This is a genomic window from Microbacterium sp. 01T413_2 (genome assembly GCF_056398985.1).
In genome coordinates this window covers 38540-58715 of the sequence record NZ_JBFTQL010000002.1, presented here as the reverse complement: position 1 = coordinate 58715, position 20176 = coordinate 38540, and the positions used below count along the sequence as shown (strand labels likewise).

Here is a 20176-nt window from a genome sequence, read left to right as displayed (position 1 = left end):
GCAGCGCTGATCGCGATCGGCGTGGTGGCTGCGTTCCGTGACCGCCGACACGACGTCGAGCACGCCCGCCTCGCGCTGCTGGCGCTGATCTGGCTGGCGCTGCCGACCGCGGCGATCTTGCTCGCGAGTGTCACGATCGCCCCGATGTACACCGTGCGGTATCTGTCGTTCTGTGCCCCGGCCGCAGCGGTGCTCGTCGCGCTCGGTGCGCGCGCCGTCGCCCGGTGGTCGGCACGGGGAGCAGCGGCGCGCGCACCGCTGATCGCAGGGCTGGTGCTCGCCGCGCTGCTCGTGGCGTTCGTGCCGAATCTCGTGGTGCAACGCGGGCCCTACGCGAAGGACGGCAGCGACTGGCGCGAGGCGGCGGCGTATCTGCACGACCACGCCCGGCAGGGCGACGCCGTGGTCTACGACGACCGCCCCAAGGACTCCGAGGCCCCCCGGCTCATCGCCGCCGTCTATCCCTCGGACGTCGCCGCGCCGCGGGACCCCGCGCTGATCGCCCCCTTCCGCACGCAACCGGGCCTGTGGGACCGCACTCGCCCCAACGACGTGCTCACGGCCGCCGACCTCACACCCGACGTCTGGGCCGTCGAGCGCGGCCCCGATCCCGGGCGCTCCCCGGACGTGCGGCACCTGGAATCGAACCTTTGCGACGGGAGCAAGAACCGGACGGGGCCGCGTCAGATCGGCACGTACATCACCACGGTCAGCCCCGGTGCGTCCGCCGGTACGAGGCTGTGGTGCTCGAAGACCAGCCGCCCGTCGGAGCGATGCTGGAACACGCGCTGGCGGGAGGCGAAGCGCTCGACCGCATGCTCGGCCCATTGGATCCGGAAGTCGGCGCTCGCCTCGATCAGCCGCTCGATGAGCGCGCGGTGCCGATCCGAGCTCAGCCTCACACCCGACTCCGCACGGAACTCGGCGAGGAAGCGGCGGCTCTCCTGATCCCAGTCCGGGAGCATGCGGCGCAGCCGCGGATCCGTGTAGATCAGCCAGAGCAGATTGCGATCCTCGGGGTCGACCGTGGCGATCCGATCGTAGAGCCGGGCGTACGGCGCGTTCCAGCCGACGATCGCCCAGTCGCTCGCGACCACGAAGGCCGGGAAGGCGAGCGCGTCGACGAGCCGCTGCAGATGGTCCGGGATGCGCTCGGGCTCCTCGGCGGCGCCATCCTCGTCGGGGCCCGCGAGCCGCACCACGTAGTCGATCTCGGCCGGGCTCAGCTGCAGCACGCGGGCCACGGCGCCGAGCACCTGGCGGGAGACGCCGATGTCACGCCCCTGCTCGAGCCAGGTGAACCAGCTCGCGCTGACCCCGGCGAGGGCCGCCACCTCCTCGCGGCTGAGGCCGATGTCGCCGCGCCGAGCGGCCTGCGGCAAGCCCAGCGCGGAGCGGCTCGCGGCACGGCGGCGCGAGGCGAGGAACTCCCCCAGCTGCTCGCGGCGGGGCGTGCGCGGGCGGATCATGTGCGCCGCCCTGTCCGGCCCGTGCCGTCCTGCGCAGAAGACGCGTTTCCGCCGTGATCGCAGTCCATATCGAAACAGTACTCGGAGTACTAGTACAAACCCTCCTCGCTCACGGACTCGGCAGATGCTCACGGCAGGTCCACAATGGGTCCCATGGTCGCTTATCGCTCTCGCACGGTCACCCACGGACGCAACATGGCCGGCGCCCGCGCCCTCTTCCGCGCCGCCGGCGTCGACGGCAAGGATCTCGGCCGCAAGCCCATCATCGCCGTCGCGAACTCTTTCACCGAGTTCGTGCCGGGCCACACGCACCTCGCCCCGGTCGGGCGCATCGTGTCTGAGGCGATCAGCGAGGCGGGCGGCATCCCCCGCGAGTTCAACACGATCGCCGTCGATGACGGCATCGCGATGGGTCACGGCGGCATGCTCTACTCGCTGCCCTCGCGCGACCTCATCGCCGACTCGGTCGAGTACATGGTCAACGCGCACTGCGCAGACGCTCTGGTCTGCATCTCGAACTGCGACAAGATCACCCCGGGCATGCTGCTCGCGGCGCTCCGCCTGAACATCCCGACGGTTTTCGTCTCGGGCGGCCCGATGGAGGCCGGACGCGCGACCCTGGTCGATGGCACCGTGCGCTCGCTCGACCTCGTCGACGCGATCAGCGACGCGGTGAACGAGAAGATCTCCGACGCCGATATCCTGCGCATCGAGGAGTCGGCCTGCCCGACCTGCGGATCCTGCTCGGGCATGTTCACGGCGAACTCGATGAACTGCCTCACCGAGGCGATCGGCCTCTCCCTGCCCGGCAACGGCTCGGTGCTCGCGACGCACACCGCCCGCCGCGCACTGTACGAGAAGGCTGGATCCCTGGTCGTCGACATCGCCCAGCGCTACTACGAGGGCGACGACGAGAGCGTGCTGCCCAAGAGCATCGCGACCGAGGCCGCGTTCGGCAACGCGATGGCGCTCGACATCGCGATGGGCGGATCCACGAACACGATCCTGCACCTGCTCGCCGCCGCGCATGAGGCCGGGGTGGACTTCGGCCTCGCCGAGATCGACGCGATCTCACGCCGGGTGCCGTGTCTCGCGAAGGTCGCCCCGAACTCCGCCGGTGGCAAGACCTACTACATGGAGGACGTGCACCGCGCGGGCGGCATCCCCGCCCTGCTCGGAGAGCTGCGTCGCGGCGGCCTCCTCGACGACCAGGTGCACACGGTGCACGCGGCGACGCTGGGCGAGTGGCTGGACGAGTGGGACATCCGCGGCGGATCGGCCTCCGAGGTGTCGCAGGACCTGTGGCACGCGGCACCCGGCGGTCGCCGTTCGTCCACCGCGTTCTCGCAGTCGGAGCGCTGGGCCTCGCTCGACACCGACGCCGAGGGCGGCTGCATCCGCGACGTCGCGCACGCCTACTCGAAGGACGGCGGCCTCGGCGTGCTGCACGGCAACATCGCCGAGAACGGCGCCGTGGTGAAGACGGCGGGCGTGGACGAGTCGATCTGGACGTTCTCCGGCCCCGCCGTGGTCTGCGAGTCGCAGGACGAGGCGGTCGAGAAGATCCTGAACAAGCAGGTGAAGGAGGGCGACGTCGTCGTCATCCGCTACGAGGGCCCGAAGGGCGGCCCCGGCATGCAGGAGATGCTCTACCCGACCTCGTTCCTGAAGGGCCGCGGGCTCGGCAAGGCCTGCGCACTGATCACCGACGGGCGCTTCTCGGGCGGCACCTCGGGCCTGTCGATCGGGCACGTCTCCCCCGAGGCGGCCGCGGGCGGCATGATCGCGCTCGTCGAGGACGGCGACATCATCTCGATCGACATCCCGACCCGCAAGCTCGAGCTCGACGTGCCCTGGGAGGTGCTGGAGCGTCGCCGCGAGCACCTCGAGGCCAATGGCGGTTACCGCCCCAAGAACCGCGTCCGCGAGGTCAGCCCCGCGCTGCGCGCCTACGCGCACTTCGCCCAGTCCGCTGACAAGGGCGCGATTCGCATCGTCCCGGAGCTCTGAGCCGGGCCGCGCCCGGCGCGTCCGCAGGTCCGCAGGTCCGCAGGTCCGCAAACTACCGAACCCGGATCCGAGGCGCCGGGCCGCGGCGCTCACCGCAGGGCGTTCTTGAGCGAGGCCAGGTGCTCCCGGCTGAGTCCCGCGGCCAGCGCGGCGTCGCCGGCGCGGATCGCATCGGCGAGACACACGTGCGCGGCGTGGTCCTCGGCGCTGCCGAAGGCGGTGCGGATCCGCAGCATCGCGATCATCGTCTGCCGCAGCCGCGGCGTGAAGCCGTCGAACAGCTCGGTGAGGATCGGATTCGCCGCCGCGACGACGATCGCGCGGTGAAACGCGAGGTCGGCGTCGACGTGCTCCTCGAGCTCGGTGCGGTGCTGCTCCCGCACTTTCAGGGCGCGCCTGATAGCACGCAGGTCGTTCGCGCTGCGTCGCTCAGCCGCGAGCGCGGCTGCCTCGCTCTCGATCGCGGTCCGCGCCTCGATGACGCTGACGATATCCGCGCGCTGCAGCACGGCATCCCAGTCGTCGCGCACGTCGAGCGCTGAGACGAAGACACCGGCGCCCTGCCGCGCCGTGAGCACCCCCTGCCCGGCGAGCTGCCGGATCGCCTCACGCACCGTCGAGCGCCCCACCCCGAGCTGGGCGGCGAGCGTCGTCTCCCCCGGCAGGCGTGCGCCCAGCGCCCACTCCTCGGCCCGGATCCTGCCGAGGAGCACATCCGCCGTCTGATCCGCCATCGACGTGCGCCGCAGGGCATCGCTTCCCGACATCGCCACTCCTCAACTTGTCTGCAGAGTTAACGCTACACTGCCTGCATGCACCTGCGCGCTCTCCTTCTCCTTCGCCGCCACGACGGGGTCTGACCGGACCGTCTCCCCCGTCGTGGCTGATGCGCCGCGCCGGTCGCCGAAACCGCAGTCGAAGGAACAGAGGATCCATGAGCAGCACCACCTTCCCCGGCATCTCCACGCCGGCCGGCCCCGTCCCCGCGCACGCCCCCGCGTGGAATCGCCAACGGCACTCGCAGATGCCGTCCCACCGCTACGCCGACCCCTACGACCGGGTGTCGATCCCCGTCGCCGACGCCGAACGCACCTGGCCGACGCGACGACTCACGGCCGCGCCGTTGTGGGTCCCCGTCGATCTCCGCGACGGCAACCAGGCGCTCGCGGAGCCCATGGATCCCGCCCGCAAGCGGCGCTTCTTCGACCTCATGGTCGCGATGGGCTACAAGGAGATCGAGGTCGGCTACCCCTCCGCCTCGCAGACCGACTTCGACTTCGTCCGGTTGATCGTCGAGCAGGGCATCGCCCCCGAGGACGTGACGATCGTCGTGTTCACCGCAGCACGACGCGACCTCATCGCCCGGACGGTCGAGGCGGTCCGCGGCATCCGCAACCCCGTCGTGATCCACCTGTACACCGCGACCGCGCCGGTCTGGCGAGAGACGGTGCTCGGCCGCGATCGCGACGAGCTGCGGGAGCTGATCCTGGACGCGGGGCGCGATGTGCTCGCCCTCGCCGGAGATCTGCCGCGCGTGCGCTTCGAGTTCTCGCCCGAGGTGTTCATGCTCACCGAGCCCGACTACGCGCTCGAGGTCTGCAATGCGATGACGGCGCTCTGGGAGGCGACGCCGGAGCGCCCGGTGATCCTGAACCTGCCCGCCACGGTCGAGATCGCGACACCCAACGTCTACGCCGACCAGATCGAGTACATGCACCGCACCCTGGAGCGCCGCGAAGGCGTGATCCTCTCGGTGCATCCGCACAACGACCGCGGCACGGGGATCGCGTGCGCGGAACTGGCGCTGCTCGCCGGCGCCCAACGGATCGAGGGGTGCCTCTTCGGCAACGGCGAGCGCACCGGCAACGTGGACCTCGTCACTCTCGCCCTGAACCTGCACGCCCAGGGCATCGATCCGATGATCGACTTCTCCGACATCGACGAGATCCGGCGCACGGTCGAGCACAGCAACCGGATCGAGGTGCACCCGCGTCACCCCTACGTCGGCGACCTCGTGCACACCGCCTTCAGCGGCACCCATCAGGATGCGATCCGCAAGGGCTTCGCCGAGCACCGGGAGCGCGCCGCACGCGAGGCGCAGCCCGAAAGCGAGATCGCCTGGCGCGTTCCGTACCTCCCGGTCGATCCGGCCGATCTCGGCCGCTCCTACGACGCGGTGATCCGCGTGAACTCGCAGTCGGGCAAGGGCGGGATCGCCTACCTGCTCGAGACGGAGTTCGGGATCCGGCTTCCGCGTCGGCTGGAGATCGACCTGGCCGGGCACGTGCAGCGGCACGCCGACCAGAGCGGCCTCGAGCTCGACGCGCACGCGCTCTGGCGCATCTTCGACGAGGCGTATCTCGGAGATCGGGGGAACCCCCGCATCGCGCTCTCCGATGTCCGCATCGAGGAAACCGCCGCCGAGTCGCGCGTCGCGTTCCGACTCCGCATCGACGATGTCGAGACCAGGGCCGAAGCGGTCGGGCTCGGTCCGGTCGAGGCCGTCACGGCCGAGCTCGCCCGGCGCGGCGTGGCGATCGAGGTTCTGGACCTGCATCAGGCGAGCATCGGATCCGGCAACGCCGTCGAGGCACTGACCCTCGTCGAGACCCGCACCCCCCAGGGCAGGGCGTGGGTCGCCGGGCGGGATCGCTCGGTGCTCACCGCGACACTGAACGCGGTCCTCGCCGCCGCGGAGGCCGCCCTCCGCGCGCCCTGACGCGCAACGGGCGGAAGCACGCGGCCGGAGCGAGCCGCGCGGATCCGGCTCCGCGCCGCTGGTCGATCGCAACTCTGCAGGACGCATCCGCCGTGAACGTCCTGCAGAGTTGCAGACCTCCTCCGCCCGTGGCCCGGCCGCCCGATCCCCCCGTGCCTGACCGTTCAGGCTCTGGTCGAGGTCCGCACGACCAGGGTGCCGTGCGCGGGCGGGGGCACCTCGAGCGTGAGAGCCGGTTCGAGCTGCCGCAGCAGCGCCGCGGCCGCCTGACGACCCAGCGCCTGCGGCTGCAGATCGACGGCGGTGATCTCCGGGGCCGAGTTGCGCAGGCCGTCCGCATCGGATCCGCACACCACGCGCACGTCCTCCGGCACGCGCACCCCGCGCGCGACGAGCCGATCCACGAGCGCCCGAGCATGGTCGCTGGTCATGCAGTACACGCCGTCGGGCGGTTCGGGCAGGGCGAGCAGCTCATCGGCCGCCGCCGCACCCTCTTCCGGATCCGACCGCTCCGGCACGTACCGCACGTGCTGCACCGCGGGAGGAGTGCGTTCCCGATAGCGCCGCACGGTCGCCGCGTTCCACTCGATCGGATCGGTGCCCACGACGAGCGCGATGCGGGTCGCGCCGGCGGCGGTGAGGTGGTCGAGCACCCGATCCGTGATGAGCTCGGTCGCGATGTCGACGACGTGCGGGTCGTCGGGATCCGCCGGATCCGCGCCGACGAGCGTGTAGGGCATGCCGCCGGCGCGCATCGCGGCGATCAGCGGGTCGCGCTCGACGGGGTCGGTCACGATGATGCCGTCGCACGCCCAGGCCGTGCTCGGAGCATCCGGCACGGTGGGGTCGGCGACGAGCATGAGTGCGTACCCCTGACCGAGCGAGGTCAGGGCGGCCGCCCCGGCGAACCGGGGGAAGTAGTCGACGTCCTGGATCTGCTGCGGCGCGACGCCGACGGCTGGCCGCAGCACCAGACCGATCACCCCGAGCCTGCTGCGGCGCAGCCCGCTCGCGACGACATCCGGGTGGTACCCCAGGGCCGTCGCCGCCGCGCGCACGCGCGCCTGGGTCGCCGGATTCACGACGCCGTTGCCCGAGAAGGTGTGCGACACCGTGGTCACCGACACTCCTGCCCGACGGGCGACGTCGCGGATTGTGGATCGCTGTCTGCGCATTCCGTGATGATAATCGCGGGATCCGCTTGTCCAAATCGTTTTGGATCCTTAGCGTTGCGTGTCGAGCGCGAACAAGGACGTCGCGCACCCGACCTTTCGCCCTGGAGGATCCATGTCGCAGGCGACACCCCCCGTCACCGATTCCGCCCCCGCCCTCACCCATCCCGTGCCCACCGACAGTGCCGTCCGCGTCGAGACGCACGGCATCGACTACATCCCCGACGGCGAGCGGCACGGCCGCGCCCGCGACCTGTTCGCCGTATGGGCGGCGCCCAACGTGAACTTCCTCGCGGTCGTCATCGGCGCGACCCTCATGCTGCTGGGGCTGAACCTGTGGCAGGCGCTGCTCGTCATCGTGATCGGCAACCTGTTCTCGATCATCACCGGCATCGTGGCCGCCTCCGGTCCCGCCGCCGGCACGCCGAGCGAGGTGATCACCCGGGCGATGTACGGCGTCACCGGCAACCGCTTCAACGTCGCGATCGCGGGCTGGCTGATCAGCGTCTGCTACCTCGCGATCAACTGGGCCGCGGCCACCACGGTCGCGGTCGGACTGCTCGGCCGGCTCGGCGTGCCCTCGTCGCCCTGGACCATCGCGCTCAGCGCGATCGTGATCGCCGCCGCCACCATGGTGATCAGCGTCTACGGCCACGGACTGATCATGCGCCTGTACCAGCCGCTCGCGGTCGCGCTCGCCGTGATCTTCGCCGTGATGGCGGTCTTCGTCGTCGGCGGCGCGCACTGGGGCTACACCCCCGCCGAGGCGCTGCACGGCCTGGACCTGGTCGCGATGATGGCCGCCGGCATCGCGCTGGTCGCCTCGAGCCCGCTGTCGTACACGAACAGCGCCGACTTCGCGCGCTACCTGCCCGCGAGCACCCGGGTGCGCGACGTCGCCCTGTGGACCACGCTCGGCATGGTCATCCCCGGGGTGCTCGCCACGTTCGTGGGCGCGCTCGCGGCGAGCGCCGTGGACATGTCGGATCCCGAGGCGGGCCTGGAGAAGTTCCTGCCGGGCTGGTTCGCGCCGGTCTTCCTCATCTCGGTCATCGTCGGCACGATCGCGAACAACGCCATGACCGCCTACAGCTCCGGCCTGGCCCTGCAGGCCGTCGGGATCCGCCTCCCGCGGTCGCGCACCGTGCTGCTGGACGGCACGGTCGGCGTGCTGATGACCCTGTTCGCGCTCCTCGTGTGGAACTTCCTGGACAGCGTCTCGAGCGCCCTGCAGCTCGCGGTCGCGATCCTCGCCCCGGTCATGGGCGTCTACCTCGCCGACATGCTGTGGCGCCGCAACCGCTACGACGGCGCGGCACTCGCAGACGACAGCCACGGCAGCCGGTTCTGGTTCAGCGGCGGCGTGCACATCGCCGGCGCGGTGGCCGTGCTCGTCGGCATCGGCGCCGCACTGCTGTGCAGCGCGACCCTCGTCTACGTGGGCCCGGTCGCCGCGCTCATCGGCGGGATCGACCTGTCGGTGCCGGTCGGCCTGATCGTGCCGTTCGTCATCTACCTGGCGCTGGTGCGCCGCTCGCCCCGCTCGCAGGCCTCGCTGTGAGTCCCCGGATCCGGACAGAGAAGGACCAGAACGCATGAGAACCCCCGGCACCTGCACGACCCACTACCGCGGCGGCGCGATCTTCACCTCCGACACGCAGCCGTGGGCCCAGTCCCTCATCGTCGAGGCGGGACGCGTGCTCTTCGTCGGAGACACGGCCGTGGCCGACGCGTTCGCCGCCGACACCGTGGTGGAGCTGGACGGCGCCCTGGTGATCCCCGGAATCGTGGATGCGCACACGCACCTCGTCGGCCTGGGCGAGTCGCTCGAGCAGGTGGATCTGCATGACGCGACCGATCTCGCCGAGATCCAGTCCCGCATCGCCGCCGCAGCCGCCGCCGACCCTGCAGCCCCGCGGATCCAGGGTCGGAGCTGGCTGTTCTCCAGCCTCCGTGGACAGGCTCCGCACCGCGAGATGATCGATGCCGCAGTCGCCGAACGGCCCGTCTACCTGCACGCGAACGACAACCACTCCGCCTGGGTGAACTCCGCCGCCCTCGCCGAGCTCGGCATCGACGACGAGACGCCGGATCCCCTCGGCGGCACGATCCAGCGCGACGCCGCGGGGCACGCCACCGGCATGCTGCTGGAGAACGCGGTGTTCGCGTTCCTGCGGGAGAAGCTGGATGCGCTCACGAGCGATGCCGACCGCGAGGCGCAGTTCGAGGCCGCGCTGCGCACCTACCTCGACGCCGGCGTCACGGCTGCCGTCGACATGGCGCTGGGTGAGCACGACCTGCGCGCCATGCTCGCCGTCCAGGAGCGGCACGGCGGCACGCTGCCGATGCACGTCGCCGCGCACTGGGCCGTGTACCGCACGGGCACCGCGGAGGGCGACGCCGCCGCCGTGGATCGCGCGATCGCGCTGCACCGCGAGCACACCGGACCCGGCCTGCGGATCGCCGGCATCAAGCTCTTCGTCGACGGCGTGATCGACAGCTGCACGGCCGCCATGCGCGCTCCCTTCGCCGACGGCTCGCAGCCGGAGGCGCTGTGGGATCTGCCCTCACTGACCGCGGTCGTCACCCGCGCGGACGCAGCAGGGCTGCAGATCGCCATGCACGCGATCGGCGACGCCGCCTCCGCGCTCGCCCTGGACGCGCTCGAGGCCGCGGTGGCCGCCAACGGCCCGCGCGCCGAGCGCCGTCATCGCATCGAGCACCTGGAGACCGTGGACCACGCGACTCCCCTGCGCCTGGCACGCCTCGGAGTGATCGCATCGATGCAGCCCGTGCACTGCGATCCCGCGATCCAGGACAACTGGCGGGCGATGCTTGGCGACGACCGCGTCGAACGCGCCTACCCCTGGGGCGAGTTCGCCGAAGCCGGCGCCACGCTCGCGCTCGGCACGGACGCCCCGACCGCGCCGTTCGATCCGCTGCCGAACCTGTTCATCGCCACGACCCGGCGGTCTGCCTTCGACCCCGCGCTCGAGGCGAACGTCCCCGGCAACGCGATGGCGGTCGCCGACGCGGTGCGCCGGGCCACCCGTGACGCGGCCTACGCCTGCGGCTGGGAGGGCGAGCTCGGCGTACTGCGCGCGGGAGCCGCCGCCGACTTCGTGATCCTGGACGCGGATCCGTTCCGCGACGGTCCTGAGACGTTCCTCACCACGCGGGTGCGCACGACGGTCGTCGCCGGCCTCGACCGCGCCGCGGTGACGGCCGCGGCCCCGGATCAGCGCTCGTAGAGCAGGATCACGCTTCCCGCGCCGTCGACGCGGCGGGTCTCGTGGTAGCCCAGCGAGCGCAGCTGCCCGAGACCCCAGGTGTCCTCGACGCCGTCGAACTTCAGCTCGACCACCCAGACCCGCTCGACGCCGTCGAAGCGCCCCATCCCGGCCGCACGCGGTATGCCGTAGGTCTGGTCGTACCAGGTGTAGGACTTCTGGAACTGCGTCCTGAGCAGCAGGTCCGTGACGTTCCGGAAAGCCGTCGGATCCGTCGCCTTCGCGAGCCGGGTGCGCTGGGAAGGGCGGGCCCCGTCATCGAACACGATGCCGTCGCCGGGCGCGGCGTTCGTGCTGATGAAGGCGGCGATGTCGTTCCAGTCGGACTGGTTCTTCGAGTACGGTCCGCGCTGCAGGGCCGCCACGGGCACCGCCGCGATCACGACGACGGCGATCGAGACGGCCGCGAGCCGCGCCCCCAGTCGACGGCGCGGGAGACGGGCGAGCCGCCTCACCCCGAGCGCCATCACGATCGCGACCGCGGGCGCGGAGAACGAGCCGTACCGGGCGGTGTAGACCGCGACGAACGGGGTGACCGCCAGCAGCAGTCCCATCGGCACGGTCATCCAGCTCAGCGCCACCACCTCGAGGCGGATGCCGGGCGTACGCCACCGTCCCGCTCCGGCGCGCCGCATCTGGATGAGCTCTCGCGCGAACGCGATCACGGCGACCAGGATGAGGGCCCAGGCGATCGCGGTGAACCACCACTCCTGGAACCACATGTTCTTCAGCACGACCTCGGCCGTGACCGACTCCCGCACGGCGAGGAACGCGATCTGTCGTCGCTGCAGGAATCCGAACCACGCCAGCGGCGTGCAGAGCACGAGGGCGATGCCGGTGCTGAACATCCACGCGCGCCAGCGCCGCCGCAACGCCGGCGACAGCAGCACGATCACCAGGGCCGCGGGCACCATCAGCGCGACATACAGGAAGAGCCAGATGCCGACCGTGAGCACGGCCGCGTAGGCGATCCAACCGCCGACCGCGCGGGAATCACGGCGGCCGATCTCCACGAGGATCGCGATCAGCACTGCGGCGAGCGCGGCGGTCATCGCGTAGGAGCGGGCCTCCTCCCCCGCGAAGATCAGCCGCGGCAGGACCGCGGCGAACACGCCGGCGACCACGGCGAACCGCAGCGTGCCGAAACGTCCGCACAGCCAGACCACGGCGGCGGCGCACACGCCCACCGCGAGCGCCGACGGGAATCGGATGGAGAAGGCGCTCGGTCCGAACACATCGATCCACGCGTGCAGCCCGAGGTAGTACAGACCGTGCACCGCGTCGACGTAGCTCAGCATGTGGATCAGCGACGGCAGCGGCCGTGTCGCCGACATGAGGCTCGCCGCCTCGTCGCCCCAGAGCGACGGGATCCAGGATCCTGCAGCGCTCGCAGCGACGGCGAACAGCCCGACCAGCGCCGCCCACAGACCGAGCCGGCGGGGATCGGCGGTCGGTTCCTCCGCATCAGGGATCTCCGAGCCGACCGCACGGGGCAGGGCCTGACTGGTCACGTCGCCCGAGCGTAGCCTGCGCGGCTTGGCGTCCCCTCCGAGGCGACGCGCCGGATCCGCGTCACGCCGTGGGACATCCGCGATCCGCCGCCGATCCTTCACCCATCGTTCTCCAAGTGTTCGCCAGGCACGCGCCTAATATCCTTGATCCGTGTCACTCTCCTCCTCCGCACGGCGCCTCCGCTCCACCGCCCGACGCCTGAAGCGCGCTGTCGAAGCCGAGCGGATCGCCTTCTGGCGCTCCCGGCCCGTCCGCCCCGATCAGGTGCTGTACGAGTCCTTCGCGGGCAATGGCATGCTGTGCAACCCGGAGGCGATCTTCCGCCACCTGCTGGCCGACCCCGACTACGCGCACCTCACGCACGTCTGGGCGCTCGCCGACGATGACGCGATCGCCCGGTTCCAGAACGAGTTCTCCGCGGACCGCCGGGTCTCGTTCGTGCATCGCGGATCCGCGTCCTATCGTCAGGCTCTCGCGGTGAGCGGCTGGCTGATCAACAACGCCACCTTCCCCACCTGGTTCGGCAAGAGGGAGGGCCAGGTGTATCTGAACACCTGGCACGGCACGCCCCTGAAGCTCATGGGCTTCGACATGCCGTCGGGGGCGGTGCAGTCGGCGAACACGCTGCGCAACTTCCTGATGTCGGACTTCCTGCTCGCGGCGAACCCGTTCATGGCCGAGACCATGTACGAGGGCGCCTACCGGCTCACCAACGTCTACCCCGGCACCCTCATCGAGGAGGGCTATCCCCGCATCGACCGGCAGCGCCTCGACAGCGCGGCCGAGGCGACCGTGCGCGCCGAGCTCGAAGGCAGCGGGGTCCTGCTCGGCGACAAGCCGATCGTGCTGTTCGCACCCACCTGGCGCGGGAGCTCCTTCGACGATCCCGAGGACAACATCGACGAGCTCGCCGCCCAGCTCGCGGCCCTGCAGGCCGGCGTCGGCGACGACCACGTCGTGGTGCTGAAGACGCACCAGATCGTGCACGCGCACGCTTCGGCCCGACCGGAGCTGGCGCGCTCGCTCGCGCCGAACTCGATTCCGTCGAACGTGCTGCTGGGGGCTTCGGCGGGCCTCGTCACCGACTACTCGTCGATCTTCTTCGACTACCTGGCGACAGGCCGGCCCATCGCGTTCTTCACCCCGGACGCCGACCTGTACTCATCGGGTCGCGGCACCTACATGCCCCTGGACACCCTGCCCGGCCCTGTCGCCGACGACGCCGCCGAGACCGGCCGCGCGCTCAGGGCGCTGCTGGAGGGCGCCGATCCGCACCCGCAGTACGCCTCCTGGGCCGAACGCTTCGCCCCGTTCGAGGATGGCGGCGCGACCGCACGCGTCGTCGACATCGTGTTCGGCGGCGCCCGCGAGGGCTATCGCGCGCGTCCCACCGCGCACGACGGCCGCAAGCGCCTGCTCGTGTATCTCGGCGGCATGAAGCCGAACGGCATCACCACGAGTGCGCTCAACCTGCTGGGCGCGATCGACCACACCCGCTATGACGTGACGGCGCTGCTGCCGAAGCGACGGCTCAGCACCGACCCGCTGACGCAGGCCCGCATCCCCGCCGAGGTGCGGCAGGTGTTCCGCATCGGCGGGATGAACGGGTCCAAGGCCGTGCACCTGCGCCGCCGCATCGACGAATGGCGCGGATCCCCGCGCACCCCCGGCACCGAGCCGTGGCACGAGGAGCTGTGGAACGCGGAGTGGACGCGCGTGTTCGGCGACGCCCGCTTCGACTGGGTCGCCGACTTCAGCGGCTACGGCCCGCTGTGGACCAGCCTGCTGCTGCACGCCCCCGCGGTCACGGAAGGCGGGCCCGATCCGGTCCGGGCGATCTGGATGCACAACGAGATGGCCTCCGACCGCGAACGCACCGTGAACGGCAAGGCCACCATGAAGCGCGGCCTCAGCACGGTGTTCGCGATGTACTCCGAGTACGACCAGCTCGTCTCGGTGTCGCACCAGCTCACCGAGCTGAATCGCATCGAGCTCGCCGAATACGCCTCCGGGGAGCACTTCCGCACGGTGCGCAACTTCCCCGACGTCGAGCACGTCACACTCGGTGCCCGGCGTCCGCTCAGCGAGTTCTTCTCAGAATCGGACGCGCAGTACGAGGCCGCCGACCAGGAGATCCCGCCCCGCCCGGCATGGTACGAGACGCTCCAGGCCGACGAGGGCGAGCTGCGGTGGTTCGTCACGGTGGGCCGCCTGAGCCCCGAGAAGAACCATGCGCGCCTGATCCGCGCGTTCCACGACGTGCACCGGGCGCACCCCGAGGCCCGGCTGCTCATCGTGGGTGCGGGCCCGCTGCGCGCCGACCTGCAGCAGCAGATCGATGAGGCGGGGCTCTCCGATGCGGCGTTCCTCACCGGAGCGCAGCGCAATCCCTACGCCCTGCTCGCCGCCTCCGACTGCTTCGTTCTGTCCAGCCTCTACGAGGGGCAGCCGATGGTACTCATCGAGGCCGCCATCTGCGGTCTGCCGATCGTGTCGACCTCGTTCGGATCCGTGTACGGCGCCCTGCCCGAGGGCTCCATCAGGATCGTGGCGCAGGACGACGACGCGCTCGCGGCCGGGATGACCGCGTTCCTCGACGGCGAGGTCCCTGCGGCGACCCTCGACACGGACGCCTATCGCGCCGACGTCAAGGCCGAGTTCGAGGCTCTGCTGACCGACTGAGCGGCGCGCTCGATAGGATCCCGGCATGACCGCCGACGCACGACCGCCCGGTCCGCCGGTGCGCGGTGTGCCGCGCGGTCTCGTGATCGCACGCGCATGGGAACGGCTCTCCGGAGTGGATGCCCTCACCGGGCCCACCGGTGCCCCCCTGGCCCGCACGACGAAGCTGGTGCTCGATCCCCTGGTGATCCGCCCGTCCGCACGCCCGCACCTGGCGTACGCCGTGCTCTCGGACGACGCCGCCGAAGAGCTGGAGGCGCTGATCGACGAGGCGCGGTCGGATCTCGCCGCGACGGCCGCCTGGTTCGTCGCGCTGAAGCGCGCGCGTCGTCGCGCCGCAATCACTGGGGGCAACCCCCAGGACCTCTATTTCCAGCGTGCGTTCGAGCTGGCCCGGCACCGCGGCGCTCCGGCGCACGACGCCGATGCCGTCGCCGCGGCGACCCTGGCGGAGGTGCACGACGGAGTCCGCCCCGGACTCGCCGAGCTGCGGGCGCACCTGAGCGACCCCGCGGTCGCGACACAGGTGAGCCGGGAGATCGCGGAGGCCTGGGCTCGTGCAGCGGCGCCTGCGGGCCCGGTCGTGCGCGACGCGTTGCGACGGCTGCTGGACGCCTGCGCGACCGGCGCCGGAACAGGCGACTTCGCCGCCCTCGTGGCGTCCCGCAGCGGATCCGCCGGCGCACCGCCGGCAGACCTCGCCGGTGCCGCGCGAGAGCTGGGGCTGACCGCGAAAGACCTTCCCTCGCCGCCGGATCCCGGCTCCAGAGCGACCAAGACCGCGATGCCACCGCCGTTCGACAGGTCGCTGTTCGAGCGGCTGTTCGCGTCGTTCGCCGCCGTCGCGGACAGCGGCGGTGACATCGGCGACGTCGTGCACGCCGAGATCCAGCGCACTGCCGGCGCGTGGCAGCTCACCGAAGAGGAGAGCCGCGTCGTGCTGCTCGCCGCGACGGAGGCGTCCGCTGCGCTCGGGGATCCGGCAGGATCGACCGGATCCGGCGTCACCCCCGCCGCCGCGGAATCGACACCTCACGCGATGACCGACGCCGCCCGGCGTCTGGGCGGACGGTGGCGACGCGAGCCGTTCGTGCATCGGGCTCTGCGTCTCGGCGAGAACCCCGCCCCGGCACGGGGTGCGCGCGAGGCCTTCGTGCGCCGCCTCTGGGCACGGCTGCACGGACGCGAACTACGCGGCGACGCGATCCTGGCGGACGAAGTCTGGACCCTCCTCGACGGCGCGCTGCGCTCGGTGATCCTCGACCGACGCGGCCTCGTGAAAGCCTCGATCGGCCGCGATGCCCTCGAGGAGGCGGCATGATCGTTCGCGCGGCCCGCACCGCGGAGGGCCTGCGGATCGGGGCGACGCCCTCGAGTGCCGCCCACTCCGCGCTGCTCGAGACGGCCGGGGCGCTCCTGATCTGGGATGTCGCCGATCCTGACGTTCCGGCGGCGTCCGTCTGGGATCCCGCTCTCGCGATCGACGTCGCCTGGCAGGTGTACGGTCCCGAAGCGGTCCCCGCGCTCCTCGGCCAGACGGATGCGTTCGAGCCGTCCCCGGCTCCCGCGCTCGACCATGCTCGGCGTGCGGCGCTGGTGGCGTGGGCGGCGGCGTGGTGGCCGGCCTCGACGCTCGCCGGCGTCCCCCCGCTCGATCCGCGGATCCTCTCCGTGGAGCGGGCGGACGCACTGCTCGCGGTGGAGCACCTGCTCGACGGCGAGGAGCTCCTGCTCGCGGCGCTCGCCGACGGCCTGGTCGCCGGGCGGGCCCTCCGCCTCGCACCGGGGATCCACGCCGCGGTGCGCCCCGCACTGACGGCGCTCGAGGGCCGCCTCGAGGAGGCGGCCGCGGACCGCGGCATCACCGCCGGCAGCGCCGCAGCGACCGTGCCGGCACGAGCGGACCTCGCACTCGCCGCCTCCGCGACCGTGCGCTCCACCGCGGGCGTGCTCGCCGAGGGCACGCGGCCCCTGGACCTCTCCGCGTTCGCGCCCGGCACGGTCGATGCCGCCGGATCGGCACACTGGCAGGTGCGCTCCGGACAATCCGACGTCGTGCTGGAGGTCTCCGCACCGCGTGCGCCGTCGTCCTCCCCCACGGATCCGGGACCGCTCGACGCAGTGTTCGCGGGCATCGCGCTGACCCTGCGGCCCGAACCGGGTCGCTTCGCGGGCAGCATCTCCGTCCCCGTCACGATCCTGCTCACCCCGCCGGACGCGCGCACGCTCACACTCGCCTCGCCGGGATATCGCGGCCATGGAGATGTCGATGCGGAAGCGCTCCTCGCCATCGCCCACGCGCGACTCGACCGCGCACGGGAGACCGTGATCGACGACTCCGGGCTCCCTTCTCGAGCCGTGCTGCTCGCCGAGCAGGAGGCCGCGAGGCGATGACGGAGACCGAGGCGGCGAGCGGGACGGCGGGATCCTTCAACGCTCAGATCCTGAGCCTGCCCGGATCCGGCAGCCTGCCGGCCCGGTGGCAGCACATGGAGCCGCTCTTCGGCGAGCTGGCGTCCGCCTACGCATCCGGCGGCCCGATCGCGGCCGAGCCGGTCACTCGCCGCATCCTTGCGGCCACAGAGGTCGAGGACATCGACGGGGTCGGCCTCGACCTCCGCGGCCGAGCGCTGGCCAATCTGTCCGCGATCGCAGAAGCGCGCGGGGATCTTCCCGCGGCGATCGATCTCGTGTCGGAGGCGATCGCCGCCTGCACGGCCGCCGAGGCGATGATCGGATCCGCACGCCGCACCGCGGAGGTGCGTTTCGGAGCGGTGATCAATCGCGCGCAGACGCTCGCGCTGGTCGGTCGCTCGATCGAGGCCATCCACGACCTCGAGGTCCTCGGTGGACAGTTCGACGACGCCACACCGCCGCTGCTGGTCTTCGGACGCCACAACACGCTCGGCGGCATCCTGCTCGATCGGGAACGCTTCGGCGACGCCGAGGTCGCCTTCCGCGCAGCCCTGAACACGGCACTGTCGCACGAACCGCGCCTCGCCTCGTACGCGTACTCCGGCCTCGCCGCACTCGCCCACCGCACGGGCGATCCGCGTCTCGCCGCCGAGCAGCTGGAGATCTCGCGGCAGCTCCAGACGACCGGCCCGATCGCCGTGGCCCGCACCGAGGAGAACCTGGGACGGCTGCTGCTCGAGCGCGGCGAGGTCGATGCCGCCGAGGAGCGATTCGCCGCCGCGGAAGAAGGCTACCGGCGCGGCGGCGATCCTCGCTCGGCCTCGGTGTCCCGCCTCGGACGCGCCGCCGTGCTGCTCGCCCGCGGTCGGCTCGCCGCCGCACGGGGGATCGCGGAGCAGGTGTGCGCGGACGTGCTCGTCCAGGGCGACGTGTGGGCACAGGTCCAGGCCGAACTGCTGCGGGGCGACATCCTCGTCGCACAGTGGCGCTTCCCCACGGCGGACGCCGCATACCGACGGGCGCGCGCCGTGTCCGCGTCGACGGGTGCACTGCACGAGGCCGCACGGATCGACGTGCGCCGGGCGCTCGCCGCGCTCACCGCGGCCGACCGTTCGCTGTTCCGCGGCGAGAAGCAGCGCATGCGTCGCGTGGCGCTCGATCTGGCGCTGCCCGCCGCGCTCGCGACGGATGCGCTGCGCGAGCGATTCGCGGCCGGGCCGATGCGTGAGCGGTGGATCCGCACGGTCTCGACGGTCGCGTTCGAGGTCGCTCTGCAGAGCATCAGTGCTCTCGCCGAGACCCGCCTGGCGGTGGAGGTGATCGAGTTCCTGTGCTCCTCGCCCTCGCTCGGCCCCGCCGCACCTGCCGTCTCGCGAGCCGAGCCCGCGCCGGAGAACGACCGCGTCCACGTCGCCGTTCTCGAGGCGCCGTACGCCCTGGCCGCATCCGGGGACAGCGGTCTCGCTTCCCCTGTCTCCTCGGCCGGAGGGGCGCTGCCGTTGTTCGTGCGGGCGATGCCCGGCGACGACTCATTCCGGGTGTGGATCGCCGAATCGGAGCGCCGCTACGGGGTCGCCATCCGCTCCGCGGAGACCGTCGATGCCTGGTGAGCGAGTGACCGCAGGAGATGTCGCCGACGGGGCCCCGGAGCGCCCGTGTGTGCAGGTGAAGTTCGCCGATGTCGGCGATCTCTACGTGACGTGGCGCTGGGAGCACGCGCTCGAGCGCCCGCGAGCGTACGCGATCCCGCGCGCCGCTGTCCAGCCGGTGCTCGACCGGCTCGACGAGTCGCTGCCCTCGCCTCGGCACGGTGAGAGCGTCGTCGAGGCGCTCGACCGTGCCTTCCGCGGACCGCTCGCCGATCCGGACCGGGAACGGCGGCTGTCCGCGGAACTGGCGGGGGCGCTGCTGCCTGCCCCGCTCGCGGCCGAACTGAACGCCATGCTCCTGCGCGACCGACGCCCGCATCTGCGCATCCAGGGCTCCCCCTCGCTCGGCCGCGTGCCCTGGGAGGCGCTGTTCGTCGACACGGATCGGCGGATGGTGCACGAGGCCGAGGTGTCGCTGCTCGTGCCGGCCGGCGTGCGCAACGCGCCGTCGCGACGCGTCTCCCCCTGGGATCCGCACGGTCCGGTCGTCGCGGTCCTGGATCCTCCCGTGCCCGGGGGGATGCTCGCTCCGGTGCTCGGGCCGACGGGGACCGGCCAGGCACTCGCCGCGCTGCAGGAGCGACTCGGATCCCGGGCCCGCGGCGCCGAGCCTCTCCTGGGCGGCGCGATCGACCGGGTGCGACTGCGCGCGCTGCTCGCCGATGCCTCCCGCTTCCTGTACGTCGGGCATGTGTCATCGTCCGACCATGGTCTGGACGTGCGCATTCATCTGTCCGACGGCCCCGCCCTCGCCGGCCGTGCCGCTCTGCTCGGCGCCCATCGCCCGCTCACGGCCGCCGACATCGCCTACGGCGCGCCGGAGGACGCCGGCGACGGCGGCTGGCGCATTCCGGCCCGCGTCGCGCTGATGGCCTGCGAGTCCGGCGGAGACACAGGATTCGCAGAGCCCACGGCGCTCGTCGCGGCGCTGGTCCGGGGCGGCGCGGAGCACGTCGCCGCCGCACGATGGGCGCTGCCCACCGACGCGGGATTCGCGCGCGCCGCCGGCGCGGACGCCCCGGCCTTCAGCGCGGCGGTCGATGCGGTGGACGCGACCCAGGAGAGCGCGGACCCGGTAGCGGCGCTGAACGCCTGGCAGCGCGCCAGCGCCGAGACCTGGGCGCGCTCCGGCGCTGTCGAGCACTCGCCGCTGATGTGGGCGGCGATCTCCACGACCTGGTCACCGCCGCGCCAGGACAGATGATCCTCGAAAACCTGTGATCGGGAGCAATCGCCCGCCGGCAGTCTGAGTGCATCC

13 protein-coding genes are annotated in these 20176 nt (G+C 71.9%); 9 read left to right on the top strand and 4 right to left on the bottom strand.

Annotated features, from left to right (window positions below):
- Positions 1-683: 683 nt before the first annotated feature.
- Positions 684-1469 (bottom strand): helix-turn-helix transcriptional regulator, encoded by a 786-nt coding sequence (locus tag AC1DMN_RS01555; RefSeq protein ID WP_477229504.1) that lies wholly within the window; start codon positions 1467-1469, stop codon positions 684-686.
- A gap of 153 nt (positions 1470-1622) precedes the next feature.
- On the opposite strand from AC1DMN_RS01555, the gene ilvD reads away from it, so the two are divergent.
- A complete protein-coding gene (gene ilvD / locus AC1DMN_RS01550) occupies positions 1623-3479 on the top strand; it encodes a dihydroxy-acid dehydratase (protein WP_440733687.1) in 1857 nt (618 codons plus the stop codon).
- Between the two features lie 89 nt (positions 3480-3568).
- Here ilvD and AC1DMN_RS01545 read toward each other — a convergent pair whose 3' ends face one another.
- Entirely contained in the window at positions 3569-4246 is a 678-nt protein-coding gene (locus AC1DMN_RS01545) for a FadR/GntR family transcriptional regulator (protein ID WP_477229505.1), read from the bottom strand.
- A 167-nt stretch (positions 4247-4413) separates the two neighbouring features.
- On the opposite strand from AC1DMN_RS01545, the gene AC1DMN_RS01540 reads away from it, so the two are divergent.
- Positions 4414-6198 (top strand): 2-isopropylmalate synthase, encoded by a 1785-nt coding sequence (locus AC1DMN_RS01540; RefSeq protein WP_441976404.1) that lies wholly within the window; start codon positions 4414-4416, stop codon positions 6196-6198.
- A gap of 164 nt (positions 6199-6362) precedes the next feature.
- Here the strand turns inward: AC1DMN_RS01540 and AC1DMN_RS01535 are convergent, their stop codons facing one another.
- Complete coding sequence (locus AC1DMN_RS01535) at positions 6363-7373, bottom strand: LacI family DNA-binding transcriptional regulator (RefSeq protein WP_441976405.1); 1011 nt, start codon at positions 7371-7373, stop codon at positions 6363-6365.
- A gap of 112 nt (positions 7374-7485) precedes the next feature.
- Here AC1DMN_RS01535 and AC1DMN_RS01530 point away from each other — a divergent pair, with 112 nt between their 5' ends.
- Positions 7486-8931 (top strand): purine-cytosine permease family protein, encoded by a 1446-nt coding sequence (locus AC1DMN_RS01530; protein ID WP_477383864.1) that lies wholly within the window; start codon positions 7486-7488, stop codon positions 8929-8931.
- Between the two features lie 34 nt (positions 8932-8965).
- A complete protein-coding gene (locus AC1DMN_RS01525; RefSeq protein WP_477229506.1) occupies positions 8966-10621 on the top strand; it encodes an amidohydrolase in 1656 nt (551 codons plus the stop codon).
- On the opposite strand, the gene AC1DMN_RS01520 is transcribed toward AC1DMN_RS01525, so the two are convergent.
- Positions 10609-12171, bottom strand: coding sequence for a glycosyltransferase family 39 protein (locus tag AC1DMN_RS01520; RefSeq protein WP_477229507.1), 1563 nt, complete (start codon positions 12169-12171; stop codon positions 10609-10611). The genes AC1DMN_RS01525 and AC1DMN_RS01520 overlap by 13 nt on opposite strands.
- Positions 12172-12322: 151 nt before the next feature.
- Between AC1DMN_RS01520 and AC1DMN_RS01515 the strand changes: the two genes are divergently transcribed.
- From AC1DMN_RS01515 to AC1DMN_RS01495, 5 genes are read left to right on the top strand one after another with little or no spacing between them, the layout of a single operon-like run.
- Entirely contained in the window at positions 12323-14854 is a 2532-nt protein-coding gene (locus AC1DMN_RS01515; RefSeq protein WP_477229508.1) for a CDP-glycerol glycerophosphotransferase family protein, read from the top strand.
- Between the two features lie 25 nt (positions 14855-14879).
- Positions 14880-16175: a hypothetical protein gene (locus AC1DMN_RS01510; RefSeq protein WP_441976410.1), complete on the top strand. Its 1296-nt coding sequence runs from the start codon at positions 14880-14882 to the stop codon at positions 16173-16175.
- The gene (locus AC1DMN_RS01505; RefSeq protein ID WP_441976411.1) at positions 16172-17248 is read left to right on the top strand and encodes a hypothetical protein; all 1077 of its coding nucleotides are present in this window, start codon (positions 16172-16174) and stop codon (positions 17246-17248) included. Before AC1DMN_RS01510 ends, AC1DMN_RS01505 begins: the two co-directional genes overlap by 4 nt.
- The gene (locus AC1DMN_RS01500) at positions 17245-18879 is read left to right on the top strand and encodes a hypothetical protein (RefSeq protein WP_477229509.1); all 1635 of its coding nucleotides are present in this window, start codon (positions 17245-17247) and stop codon (positions 18877-18879) included. Before AC1DMN_RS01505 ends, AC1DMN_RS01500 begins: the two co-directional genes overlap by 4 nt.
- Positions 18869-20122 carry a CHAT domain-containing protein gene (locus tag AC1DMN_RS01495; RefSeq protein ID WP_477229510.1) on the top strand — a complete coding sequence of 418 codons (1254 nt, stop codon included), beginning with the start codon at positions 18869-18871 and terminating at the stop codon, positions 20120-20122. The genes AC1DMN_RS01500 and AC1DMN_RS01495 overlap by 11 nt, the downstream gene beginning before the upstream one ends.
- Positions 20123-20176: the final 54 nt, after the last annotated feature.